The 12,328-nt window shown below is 60.7% G+C and carries 8 protein-coding genes; 2 read left to right on the top strand and 6 right to left on the bottom strand.

Annotated features, from left to right (window positions below; genetic code table 11):
• Positions 1 to 112 precede the first annotated feature (112 nt).
• Together ACR0K1_RS01335 and ACR0K1_RS01330 are read left to right on the top strand one after the other, a co-directional pair.
• Positions 113 to 1,981, top strand: a complete 1,869-nt coding sequence (locus ACR0K1_RS01335; protein WP_480611806.1) for a PAS-domain containing protein — start codon at positions 113 to 115, stop codon at positions 1,979 to 1,981.
• Positions 1,978 to 2,679 (top strand): response regulator transcription factor, encoded by a 702-nt coding sequence (locus ACR0K1_RS01330; protein ID WP_480611534.1) that lies wholly within the window; start codon positions 1,978 to 1,980, stop codon positions 2,677 to 2,679. The genes ACR0K1_RS01335 and ACR0K1_RS01330 overlap by 4 nt, the downstream gene beginning before the upstream one ends.
• A 166-nt stretch (positions 2,680 to 2,845) precedes the next feature.
• Here the strand turns inward: ACR0K1_RS01330 and ACR0K1_RS01325 are convergent, their stop codons facing one another.
• The 6 genes from ACR0K1_RS01325 to ACR0K1_RS01300 are packed head-to-tail and all read right to left on the bottom strand — an operon-like array spanning position 2,846 to position 12,323.
• Positions 2,846 to 4,156, bottom strand: coding sequence for an HlyD family type I secretion periplasmic adaptor subunit (locus ACR0K1_RS01325; protein WP_480611535.1), 1,311 nt, complete (start codon positions 4,154 to 4,156; stop codon positions 2,846 to 2,848).
• On the bottom strand, positions 4,140 to 5,795 hold the full coding sequence (locus tag ACR0K1_RS01320) for a type I secretion system permease/ATPase (RefSeq protein ID WP_480848299.1): 1,656 nt from the start codon (positions 5,793 to 5,795) through the stop codon (positions 4,140 to 4,142). The genes ACR0K1_RS01325 and ACR0K1_RS01320 overlap by 17 nt, the downstream gene beginning before the upstream one ends.
• Positions 5,796 to 5,801: 6 nt before the next feature.
• Entirely contained in the window at positions 5,802 to 6,287 is a 486-nt protein-coding gene (locus ACR0K1_RS01315; protein ID WP_480848297.1) for a cysteine peptidase family C39 domain-containing protein, read from the bottom strand.
• Complete coding sequence (locus ACR0K1_RS01310) at positions 6,284 to 7,627, bottom strand: TolC family protein (protein ID WP_480848295.1); 1,344 nt, start codon at positions 7,625 to 7,627, stop codon at positions 6,284 to 6,286. The genes ACR0K1_RS01315 and ACR0K1_RS01310 overlap by 4 nt, the downstream gene beginning before the upstream one ends.
• A complete protein-coding gene (locus ACR0K1_RS01305; protein WP_480611538.1) occupies positions 7,614 to 8,456 on the bottom strand; it encodes a SapC family protein in 843 nt (280 codons plus the stop codon). Before ACR0K1_RS01305 ends, ACR0K1_RS01310 begins: the two co-directional genes overlap by 14 nt.
• Before the next feature lie 45 nt (positions 8,457 to 8,501).
• Positions 8,502 to 12,323 (bottom strand): beta strand repeat-containing protein, encoded by a 3,822-nt coding sequence (locus ACR0K1_RS01300; protein ID WP_480848293.1) that lies wholly within the window; start codon positions 12,321 to 12,323, stop codon positions 8,502 to 8,504.
• Between the last annotated feature and the right edge of the window lie 5 nt (positions 12,324 to 12,328).

Below are 12,328 nucleotides of genomic sequence, written 5' to 3'. Positions count from 1 at the left end.
GGGGGCGAATTGGAATTCCTGCCCCGGACCCTCTACACCTGCACGTGTTCTGGTGTTACGCCTGAGCCAGCGGAGGGCTGAGTTGGACATCTCTGAACAGCGGGTAAAGGCGATGACGACCGCCGGTCTGAACCTGATCGGTCAGGCTCTGTCGATCTGTGACAGCGATCTGCGCCTTGTCGTCAGCAACCGGCGCTATCAGGAAATGTTCGATCTGCCGGACGCGCTTGTGCAGCCCGGAGCGTTGTTTGCCGATACAATCCGCTTCATCGCTGAACGAGGTGAATATGGCGACGATGTGGATGTCGACGAAATCGTGCACCTGCGCGTCACCCAGGCCTTGGCTTTCGAGCCGCACTACCTGGAGCGCGTCAGACCCAACGGGCAGGTGATCTCGGTCGAAGGTGCGCCGCTGCCGCAAGGCGGCTGGGTCGCGGTTTACACCGACATCACACGCACCAAACGGGCCGAAGACCTGCTGCGGGCGCGGTCCGAGGAATTGTCCGATCAGGTTCTCAGCCACGCCGAAGAGCTCTCGGCGGCCAACCGGCAGTTGGCGGCGACCAATTCGGCGCTGGAAGAGGCCAAGCGCGAACTGACCGAGATCGAAGCGCGCACGCGTATGACGACCGAAATGATGCCCGCTCATATCGCGCATCTGGATGGCGACGGGCGCTATGACTATTCCAACCGCCGGCTCAGTTCGGTTCTGCCAAGCCGCCCCTCGGACATACTGGGCATGCATATCTCGGACGCGCTCGGGGCCAATGCCTTCGCCCGGGTCGAGCCCCATCTGCAAAAGGCCTATGACGGTGAAACCTCGGTCTTTGAGTTTACCGAAGATCAGGACGCGCGGCGTATCCGGGTTTCGTTCACACCTGACGGTGCAGGGGGCGTGTATGTGATGTCTGTGGACATCACCGAAGAGACACAGGCCCGCGTTGCCCTGCAGCAGACCCGCCGCCGCGCCCTGGCGGCGCAGATGACCAGCGGATTGGCGCATGATTTTTCGAACCTGCTGACCATCATATTGGGTATGCAGGCCAGGCTGGACAGGATGGACCTGCCGGATGATGCGAAAGAGCTGATCGCCGCCACACAGCAAACCGCGCGGCGTGGCGGGCAATTGCTGAACCGCATCGCCGACATGACCGGCAATCGCACGCCGCAGCCACAGGCAACCGATATGAAGGGCCTGCTTGAAGACTTGCGGGTCCTGGCCTCCCCATCCTTGCCGCGCGGGATGGGGCTGTCGGTTGTCAACAACCTGCCGGATCAGGCGCTTATGCTGGATCCGGGCATGGTGCAGGATGCGCTGTTGAACCTTATTCTGAATGCGCGGGATGCCTGCGGGGCAACCGGCCAGATCACGATCAGTGCCCATGCTGTCGGAACGATCTGGATCGAAATCACCGTTTCCGACACCGGCCCCGGCTTCTCGGCCGAGGCGTTGGACAAGGCGCTGAACCCGTTCTTCACCACCAAAGGCAGCAAAGGCTCGGGGCTGGGCCTGCCGATGGTTTACGACACGGTCAAGCTGGCGGGTGGCGGGTTGAATTTGCGCAACACACCCTCTGGCGCGTCCGTGATCCTGCGACTGCCTTACCGGCCTGCGCCGCCGGTACAGGACGGGTTGGTTTTGCTGGTCGAGGACAATGCCGACCTGCGTGGCCAGTTCCGGGACATGCTTGTTGAACTGGGCTTTTCGGTGATCGAGGCGACATCCGTAGACGAGGCGCTTGCCCTTGCCCGGGACGTGGAGGACATCGGGTTGATACTGTCCGACGTCCTTCTGGAAGGCAAAGGCACCGGGCTCGATTTGTCGAAAACGATCAGGTCCGGGCTGCCTTGCATCCTGATGACATCTCTGCCGGATTCGGACCCTTTGTACCGGCAAGCGCTTGCCCTTGCGCCTGTGTTGCGCAAACCGTTTACACGGGCACAACTGGCCGCCCTGATCCGAACCGAGACGACCTCATGACCCAACCGCTTGTGACCATTCTTGACGACGAGCCTGAGATTCGGCGCATTCTTACCGATACGCTGGCAGATGCGGGGTTTCGGACCCAAAGCTTTTCACGGGCGCGAGAGTTCGAGGCCGCCCTGAACAGCGTCACACCCGACGTGTGCCTGGTGGATCTGTCTTTGCCGGATACAGATGGGCTGGCCCTGGTTCACCGGCTGGCGCTGGAACAGGGGGCCGCAGTCATCATCATTTCCGGTCGCGCGCAGGTGCAGGATCGGGTGACGGGGCTTGAACTGGGGGCGGATGACTACATCACCAAACCATTCGACCCGGTCGAGGTCGTCGCGCGCATCCGCGCAAGATTGCGGTCGCCGCAAGCGCGGACTGCACGATCTGACGTTGCGGACTTCAACGGATGGACGGCCCACTTCGACCGGTACGTTCTGGAAAATGCTAACGGGGCCGAAACCACTTTCAGCCACGCGGAAGGAGAAGTCCTGCGTCTGTTTCTGGAAAGCCCCAAAAGACTGATCAGCCGCGCCCAGATGCAGGAAACGCTGGGGGGTGCCGCGGGTGAGAGTTTCGACCGGGCGATGGACGTCCGGATTTCACGTCTGCGCACCAAGCTGGGCGAAGACCCCAAAAACCCCCGATTGATCAAGACTATTTACGGAGCAGGCTATATCTTTCTTGGCGACGTGAATTGGCGATGAGCACTGGATCACCTCGCGCAACTTCATTCTGACGCAACTGATATTGCGCGTATTCACTGCAACAAGCCGGATCAAGTGAGGGGGGTTCCTCGCCCGGCTGCCGTGAACATCCGCCATGCGCCGGTGAAACGGAACGACGCGTTGGTTGCCGATCGTTGACGGCACCTCATTCCCGCAAAGCCTGATCTTTGATCTTCACAACCGGCTGTATGATATAATCCAAAACCGATTTTCTTCCTGATAGCATGTCGACCTCGGCAATCATGCCCGGGATTATCTCGACGGCGACGCCATTGCCGTCCAGCATCGTGTTGCTGGTACGGATTTCCACTACAAAAACTTCCTCATCATTGCGCTCTGATCGGGTGATTGTGTCGGCACCGATGCGAATGATCTCGCCCTCCAGACCGCCGTAGCGGGCAAAATCATAGGCCGTTATCTTCACTTTGACTTTCTGGCCCGCATGTAAAAAGGCGATGTCTTCGGGTCGCACATAGGCTTCGACCAACAGAGAATCGTCCAGCGGGACAATCTCGATAAGTTCCTCGCCGCTTCGGGCCAGCCCGCCGATTGTGGTGCGGTGAATGCGGTTGACGATCCCGCGCACCGGCGATCGGACCTGCGCGCGCAGGGCCCTGTCACGCAAGGCGGGCAGGGTGGGTTGCAGCGCCGCCAGTTCTGCCGTTGCCAAGGCCAGATCGGTCAACGCGGCGCTGCGGAACCGGCTGCGCGTGGCCCGAATGCGATCGTCAATCTCGGTCAAACCGGATTTGAGCCGGCTGGTCGCGGCTTCGGCCCTGACTTTGTGCCCCTTCCATTCGGCCTCGCTGCGGCGCAGGGCCAAAAGGGTCGTTGCGGGTTCCATCCGGCTTTCCACAAGCGGAGCCATCATTGCGCGTTCTTCGGCCAGAACCTTTAGGGTTTCCTCGGCGGTGACCTGATCCACCAGGCCTTCTTCGTATTCCCGGTGCCGTTGCTGCCGCTGGCGTTCCAGAATCGCTATTTCCGCCTGCAACTCTGCCATCCGCCCCTGAAACAAGGCGGTTTCCGAACGCACGACCGTCGGCGCGCCTTTGATCAGTCGTGCTTCAAATTGCAACTCCGTTTCGTCGATTTCAGCCTGAAGTCGCTGCACACGGGCCATCAGACCAAAGGCCTTTTGTTGTTCCTGATTCAACTGGCTGTCAATCTGGGTGGCATCCAGTTCCATCAACAGGGCAGCTTTGTCCACAACCTGACCTTCGCGCACGTGCAAGGACTGCAAGACCCCGGGTTCCGTGGCCTCGATCACCTGCACGTCTCCCGAAGGGACGATCCGACCGTCCACGCGCGTCACGTCGTCCAACTCGGTCAGGTGAGCCCAAATTCCGGCGCATACCAGACAGGATAAAATCGCCAGCAGCAGGATCGAACCCCGCAGGGGCGAGCGGCCACGCATCTCGCGCGCAAGTGCTGCCAGATCAGGATGCTGCGACATTCAGATGCCTCCCCGCGCGGCGAGTGCGTTGCGACAGCAGGCTTTTCGGTCCATCGGCGCAGATCTTTCCGCCCTCGATCACAATGACCCTATCGACCAAGTCCAAAAGACTGGTTCGGTGGGTGACAATGACCATGGTGCTGTCTTTGGTGGCGTTCTTCAGACGCTGTACGACCTCTGCTTCGGTCTTGACATCCATGGCGCTGGTCGGTTCGTCGAACAAAAGAACCGGAGGCCGTCCGATCAACGCGCGGGCCAGAGCGATAGCCTGTTTCTGACCGCCCGACAGGCCTTCGCCCCGCTCAGCAATGCTAAGGTCGTAGCCTCCGGGATGCCGGGCGACGAATTCCTCCACCCCAGCAATGCGGCCCGCCTCGATCAGGTCTTCATCGCGAGGGCGGATTGCGCCACTGGTGATATTGTCCCGTACTGATCCTGAAAACAGCCAAATATCCTGCAATACCGAGCCGATATTGCGGCGCAGTTCGCCGGGGTCGATCTGGCGGATGTCCACACCATCAAGCATCACCGACCCAACCCGTGGCGTATAAAGCCCCAGAAGCAGACGTGTTATCGTGCTCTTGCCGGACCCAATTTGCCCGAGAATTGCAACTTTCTCACCGGGGTTGATCGTGAAGGACACGCCATTCAACGTATCCTCGGATTGATCCGGGTATGCGAAGTGGACATTGCTGAAAGAAATGCTGCCTTTGAAGCTGGACCGGCTGATCCAGGTGCGCCCATCCGGCCTTTCACTCTCGGCCCGCATCAGCGCATCAAGGTTCCGGTAGGCGCTGCGCGCCTGATTGGCGCGGGTCAGCGTTTGGGCGAGTTGCCCCAAGGGTGCTAGGGCGCGGCCGGTCAGCATGACGGAGGCAACCAACGCGCCCATGCTGGCCTGACCCTCCGTGATCAGAAACACACCACAGAAAACGATCAGGACCTGCGCGGCCTGCTGCGTAAAGCCCGTCAGGTTTAGGGCAAACTGAGTAACCGCCCGGCTGTGCGCACCATGCGCGGATTGCCGTTCAATCGCGGTTTTCCATCGTGCCCGCATCAGCCGTCCGGCGGCCGTAGTCTTTATGGTTTCCAAACCCGAGACCGCCTCGACAAGAACGGATTGCTTGGATTGACCGTCCGCTAGGCTCTTTTCCGCCATGCGCGACAAGACGGGCTGAACGGCGAGGCCGCATATCAGAACAATCGGAACCGCCAGAGCCGGTATCAGGGCAAGCGGCCCGCCGACCAGATAGATCACAAAGATGAACAGCCCGATGAAGGGCAGATCGACCACCGCGACCAGAGTTGCCGAGGTAAAGAACTCGCGCAAGGTTTCGAACTCGCGAATGGTGCTGGTGATCGCTCCGGTTGATCCTGTGCGCGATTTCATTCGAATGTTCAGCAGTTTGTCGAAAACACGCTGGCCCATAAACATGTCGGCCCTTTGGCCTGCCCGATCAATGAACCCGGCCCGCAGCAGTTTCAGGACAAAATCGAACACAAGCGCCAGACAAACCCCTGTCGTCAACGCGATCAGGGATGCCGTTGCTTCATTTGGCAAGACCCGATCGTAAACAACCATGATGAAGACCGACGTCGACAAACCCAGCAGGTTTGCCAGTGCGGCGGCCAGCGCCACCTGAGTTTATGACCAGCGGTTGGCGGCAAGGGCCGACCAGAACCAGTGCCCGTTAACCCCACCCGCGTCGACAGATGGTTCGTCGCGATTGTCGCGGCGAAACAAGATGGCGTAACCGGTATAGGTCCCGGTCAGGCTCTGTTCGGAAACCTCGCCGACGCCCTCGCCAAGCTCCGGGTCAAAAACAAGCAGCGCACCTGTGGTTGTTCGCCCATGATAGACAACGGCCCTGCCGTCTTGCAGAAACAGAATGGCCGGCACAAGAGTGTCGTCAAATTTGCCCAGTTTCCGCGCGCCATAGGCCGCCTGCAGCCCCGAGCGGTGGGCTACTGCCATGATGTCTCGTATTGCAAGATCGTCTTCGACGCCCGATTGAATTGCGTGCAAAGCGGCCAGGGTTAGTGGCCTGTCCAGCGTTGCAGCCACGTTCAAAAGACAGGCTTCATACGCGGTCGGTCCAGAGGGGTCGGATGTTTCAACAGGCCCGGTCATTGATCTTCCCTCCGGTCTTTCAGTGAAATGCCAAGCAGGTCCAGAATGTCGCCCGTCAGGCTCAGCGCCGCGTAGTTGGTTAGGAAAAAGCTCTGCTCGGACAGGATCAGGCGTTCTTGTGCATTCACATAATCCAGCTGCGCATCCAGAATTTCGATCAGGCTGCGGCGCCCGATTGTGAATTGCGCGCGCGTCGCCTCGAGGCTTTCGGCATTGGCAAGCGCCGCAGAACGGGCGGCCCCCAAACGTTCAGCGCCTGCTTTCTGGTCCGACCGGATGAAGGCCAGTTCGCGTCCTATCTCGCGAACCAGTGTTTCCCGTGCGAATTCGGCCTCTTTGACCCGGGCTTCGGCGGCGGCAATGGCGGCGCGGCGTTGTCCTGTGCTGTCGAGCTCGTAGTTCAAGGCCAGATCGACACCGAAATTGGCGTCGCGGCTGTCGTCCTGATTGGCAAAGGCTGCGACGCGAACGTCCGGTTGACGGCGGGCTTGTGCCGTCGCCCATTCGGCTTTGGCGGCGACTAACCCCGCATTCGCCCGACGGACCTGAGGGCTTTCGAGCACGATCTGAGTATCGCTGCGTTCAAGCATCGGCGCTGGGACGGGATCGGACAGAACACCGGCAGGGGTGCCAAAGACCTCGCGGAACCGCGCTTCTGCCCGATCAGCCCGCGTTTTTGCGTCGGCGAACCGGGTACGGGCGTCTGCCATGCGTGAGCGTGCCGTCAGCACGTCGGCATTCGATCCTGCCCCGCTGGCTGCGCGGCTTGAAATCTGACGAACCAGATCCTCATGCGCCGTTACATTCCGGGCGGTAATCTCAAGGATCTTTCGGCTGTCCAGAACCAGCACATAGGTTTCTATGGCGGCCAGAGCCGTTGCTGCCGCTGTCTGTATCTGATTTCCACGGCTCTCTAAAACTCGCGCCCGGGCGGCCGCCAGATCCCCGCGGGCTGCGCCGCCATCGTAGACCAATTGCGACACGCGGAGGTAGGGAAAGACATCGGCAATGTCAGAGTCAACGCGTTCGGATCGGGCATTTAGCCCCAGCGAGACCTGCGGCAAGAACGCACCCCTGGCCGCGAATTGGTTTGCCGTGGCGACCGCGATGCCGGTCTCGCTTTGGGCCAGAACCGGGCTGGTTTCCACGGCGGCTCGCACCCGCCGGCCAAAACTGTTTTGTGTCAGTTTTGCCGAAGGTCTTACGGCCCCGGACCCGGCAAAGCCGCCAGTGAACGAGGCTTCTTCCGGCGCAAGATCCGGCACCGACGTGCAGGCACCGATTTGGCAGGCCAGGATCAGGGCGGAAATCAGATGGAGGTTTCGATTAACCTGCGGCATCAAGGTCCTCCGGTTCGGAGTAGTAGACAGTCGCATTGAGTTGATGCGCGTCGGCCATTGCATCCAGAAACCCGGCGACACCAGAAGTCGCATCGTGCTCCGAAGTCGGTGAAGGCTGGCTCAACCGGTGTTGCGCGCGCAGTACCCATGCCCCGTGCTGCAGGGACAGATGGTGGGCGTGTATCATTCGCCAGACATTGCTTTCTGTCAGAGCCGCTCTTTGACATTGCGGTAGTTTTTTCAGCGCATCCGCGTCCACGGTGAGGAGCCTGTCTGGAAACCGTATCCCTTGAAAATCTCTCAGGGGCGAAAAAAGCTTCATCTTATCAATGATCTGGCAAAGCCTGCGCGTTTCCTTGACTGCATATGACCTAGCCCGGAGAAAGGCGCATACTTTTTCCAGTTCCGGAGCCAGCCGACCCGAGCTGTCAAAAAACGCCTCTCCGTCAGAGTCGTCAGAGACAAGACCCAGTGTTTCATCGACCATCAGGTGAAACTGTTTTGAACCGGTACACTCATCTGCCGCGTGCTGCCCCGCGTGAAACGGGGGACAGCGCAGGGCAGACGGGACATATGTGGCCAGCCAGGTGCCAGTTTCAGAGACAAACGGTGATGCAACTTCGGGCATCATGGACAGCAGAGCCACAGGTTCAGGACCAGCTCCCAAATCCCGAAACGCGATCGGAAAGTTTGCCGCCGCTTGGAAAACCTCTGTTTCCACGATTGGACACTCGGTGCGGTACCGGGCGAACGCATATGACAAAAAGCGCCGCCACGACCTGTGCCCATGTCGGGAAAAGCTGACCGGGTATAAACCATTCTGAGTCATAACCGCCTCGCGAAACCTGAATCTAGCAACAGTAGGTTTGTCGGCTCAGGCCGAGGCCCCTGTTGGGTCGGTGTGAAGGATGTTGTCCGCGGTCAAACCGCTCAGATCAGCGAGGCCATCAAACACCGCGACTGTTTCAACCAAAGCCGTATCCGACGCGGAGTAGTCGACCTTGACCAGCACACTGTCCGTTCCATCCGTTGCAAGCAGATAGAGTTCATCTCCGGACTGCGCGCCGGCGAAGCTTTCAACCGCGGTTTCAAGTGTGCCCTGGTTGAGGTCTGACAGAACCGTGGTCAGACCAACAAATCCGGTGTCCATTCCAAGCGCGGCGCCGACCGTCATAAGTTCCATATCCGTGCCGTTCCCGCGCAGGGTTGAGACATTCAGCCCGCTGAACAGCAAGGCGTCCGAGACCTCTGTCGCAGTGCCGAGGGTGAAGCCGGTGATGGTATCAACGCCATTATCTGTCGGGCTCGCTTCGAACACGACGACGTCCCGGCCCGCTTCGGTAACATCAATGGTATCGTCACCATCGCCACCGCGGATAAATGTGTCTGTATCCACAGCAGACAGCGTGTCTTCGCCGTCCGTTCCCAGGACAAAAACGGTTGGGCCACCGTCGGGCGTTGTGAGTGTCAACTCGATTGGCTGGTTGGGGTCCTGAACCGTCATGGTGAAGGTGACCAAGGGTTGAGACAGATCAGTGAACGTGGTCGCAGCCCCGGCGAAGTTGATGGTATCACCGACGCCCGGGTTCGCCAGGAACAGATCAAATTCGCCGTTTTCCGCGTCTGATCCTATGTCGAACGTGGCAACCGCAGAGTCGAACTGCAGTTCCGCAGTCATGGCCAGACCGCTCGAGATGTCACGGTCCTCGTCCGCGTGGATGGCGAATGTGACCGTCGATCCACTGCGCCCGACTTCGGTCAGCACATAGGCAGCGGGGACATGAGCCGTGACGTCACCGGACACCGGAGCGGGATCGGCCCCGCCGGACACGGTTGCCTGAGCGGTGAAATTCAGGTCGTCGCCCGCCTGAGTCCCGGAAAACTCCGATGCTGGAACAGTCACTGACCAAGAGCCGTCCGCTGCCACTGTCGCGGTGCCTGCAGAAGACCCGTTCAGCAGCACGTCGACGGCCTGTCCCGCAACCAGCCCGGCGGAGGAACCGCTGACCACGACGCCGGTACCCTGCGCATCCGCCAATGACACCGCGCCATTCGAGCCGATAGAATCCAGGCTGAGAACAGGGCGGAAATCGGTCGTGATGGATGTTGGAGTCGCACTGGTTGTATTCCCCGCCGCGTCGCTCACCGTGGCGGTAAGGTTGAAGGTCGTCGCGTCTGCCAGAGCTCCCAAATCTGCCGCCGGCACCGTAGTAGTCCACACGCCGCCCGACACAGCTGCTGTGTAGGTCTGGCCGCCAAGCTTGACCGAAACGGTCTGCCCATCTTCTGCTGTGGTGGTTCCCGAGATGTCGAGATCGACATCTTTTTCAGCCACGTCCAGCACAGCCCCGACCGAAAGCGGGTTCACGGTGACAACTGGCGCCGCGAAATCGGTCGCGAAGGCAGCGGTATCCTGATTGCTGTTGCCAGCCGCATCCGAGACCGAGGCGGCAACGCGGTAGGTTTCGGCGTTAGCCAGTCCGCTCAGGTCCGAGGCGGTTGCGGTAAAGGTCCAGGCTCCGCCGGAAACGGTCGCCGTCCCGCTGACATCGACGGTTCCGTCCGACCTTTCGATTTGAACCGCGATCAGAGTGCCGTCAGCTGCGTCGGTTGTTCCGGAAACGGTCAGGTCTGTGCCCTGTTCGGCTGCATTCATGACCGCCCCGTCGGACAGGCTCGTGATTGCGACGGTCGGAGGGGTAAAGTCAGTGTCAAAACTGCCGTTGGCCTGAGGGGCCGCGTTGCCCGCCGCGTCAGAGACGTCTGCGGTGACGGCAATGGTCGCTCCGTCCGACAAGGCCGCGAGGTCTGCGGCAGGGACGGTGGTACTCCAGGCTCCGCCTGTGGCGGTGCCCGTGTAAGTCTGGCCGTTCATGGAAACAGTCACGATCTGCCCATCTTCGGCAGTGGTTGAACCGGAAATGACCAGATCGGTTCCTTGCTCGGCCGCGTTCAGCACAGAGCCGTTCGAGAAACTGTCGATGCTCAAGCTTGGCGCGCTGATGTCTTTTGCCACCGGAACACTGGCCTGGGGCGCGGCAAGCCCGTCGCTGTCCGACACATCGGCGGTGACGGTGAAGGTGCCACCATCGGCCAGCGCGCCGAGGTCCAGAGCGGGGACGGTAACGCTCCAACTGCCTCCGGAAACGGTGCTGGTGTAAGTCTGGCCATCCAATGTGACGGTGACTTGCTGGCCATCGCCAACATTGGCAGTTGATCCGGTGATTGACAGGTCCGACCCGACCTCGGCCGCGTTGATCACGGCGCCGACGGACAGAGGTGCGATCGTGATCGATGGGCCGGTCAGGTCGACAGGCACCGCAACCGAAACCGGAAGCGCCGGGTTGCCTGCCGGGTCGGTGACGCTCACGCCTATGGCGACGGGCGATCCGTTTGTCAGGCTGGCCAGATCGGCGCTGGGAACCGTGACGCTCCAACTACCGCCGCTGGCGGCGGCGGTATAGGTCTGGCCGTTGAACACGACGGTCACCATCTGCCCGTCCTCGGCTGTTGTGGTCCCGGACAGGCTCAGATCGCTGCCCACATCCAAAAGATCGATCGAACCACCTGCGACCGGGTCGAGTGTCACAGTGGGGGCGGTGAAATCGGTGTCGAAGCTGCTGGTGGCCTGTGCGGCCGGATTGCCCGCGCTGTCGGACACATCTGCGGTGACAGAGACAGTGGAGCCATCCGTCAGAGAGGACAGATCGGCGGCAGGGACGGTCACGCTCCACTGTCCGCCCGCGACGGTACCGGAATAGGTTTGGCCATTGACCGTTACCGTAACGTTTTGTCCGTCCTCGGCATTTGTGGTGCCCGAGACGGTCAGATCGGTGGTCTGTTCGGCAGAGTTCAAGACGACCCCATCCGAAAATCCGGTGATCGACAGGGTGGGAGGCACCGTGTCGATGTCGAATTCAACAGTCTCAACCGAAATCTCCTGACCCGACTCGTCCAGGTTTCGGATCGTCACAGTGGTTACACCCTGCGGCAGACTACCGGCCTCAGCCGCTGTCAGAGACAGGCTCCACGTTCCGTCTTCATTGGGCTCCACCGTTTTGACCAGCGATCCGATTTTCACTTCGACGGTCGAAGTGCCTTCGGGCGCGGTCGAGTTTGTGCTGCTGCTGTTCAAAGCGGCAGACTGCACCTGCGCAAGGTTAAGACCGGGGAAGGTGGGCGCGGGCTCGGGGTCGTCGGACCCGCCACCGCCGCCGCCACCTGCGCCAGCGGCTGCCGCCCCGGCCAGTCCGACACCACCCAAGGCCGCGCCAACACTGCTGATGCCGCTGGTCGCAGCTGCGGCACCGCCGGCTTCGGCGACGCTGAGCTGTGCAATTTCACCGACCACTTCCTCGGCAATCATGATTGCGCCGCCCTCGAGGACCTGCACATTCTCGGCTGCCACGATCATCGTGCGGCCGTCCGCCATTTTCAGAAGCACGTCGCCGTTCTTGAGCATCTTGACGGACCGCACCCCCGGAATGGCTTCGGCGAACTGAAAGGCATAAAGCTCTTCAATCGTGGCCTGAGACAGCGCGGGCAAAGCGGTCAGCATGGACCCGAGCCCGCCGGCAATCCCGCGTCCGGACCAGCGGCGCAGTTTGCCGTCAATCCACTTGCGGACGTTGTGCTTGTGTTCCGTATCCGGATGATCTGCGGCCGGACGGGTGTTGGAATCGGGTGCTTTAGTCATCTTTC

The sequence above is a fragment of the Ruegeria sp. F5 genome (genome assembly GCF_056533845.1).
Note: the sequence above shows the minus strand (reverse complement) of the source record. Positions and strands in the feature narration are given on the sequence as shown.

Excerpts from the sequence above, each read along its gene's own strand:
- ACR0K1_RS01315 (WP_480848297.1), bottom strand. The coding sequence starts at position 6,287 with ATGACCGGGCCTGTTGAAACATCCGACCCCTCTGGACCGACCGCGTAT.
- ACR0K1_RS01300 (WP_480848293.1), bottom strand. The coding sequence starts at position 12,323 with ATGACTAAAGCACCCGATTCCAACACCCGTCCGGCCGCAGATCATCCG.
- ACR0K1_RS01325 (WP_480611535.1), bottom strand. The coding sequence starts at position 4,156 with ATGTCGCAGCATCCTGATCTGGCAGCACTTGCGCGCGAGATGCGTGGC.
- ACR0K1_RS01305 (WP_480611538.1), bottom strand. The coding sequence starts at position 8,456 with ATGACTCAGAATGGTTTATACCCGGTCAGCTTTTCCCGACATGGGCAC.
- ACR0K1_RS01310 (WP_480848295.1), bottom strand. The coding sequence starts at position 7,627 with ATGCCGCAGGTTAATCGAAACCTCCATCTGATTTCCGCCCTGATCCTG.
- ACR0K1_RS01330 (WP_480611534.1), top strand. The coding sequence starts at position 1,978 with ATGACCCAACCGCTTGTGACCATTCTTGACGACGAGCCTGAGATTCGG.
- ACR0K1_RS01335 (WP_480611806.1), top strand. The coding sequence starts at position 113 with ATGACGACCGCCGGTCTGAACCTGATCGGTCAGGCTCTGTCGATCTGT.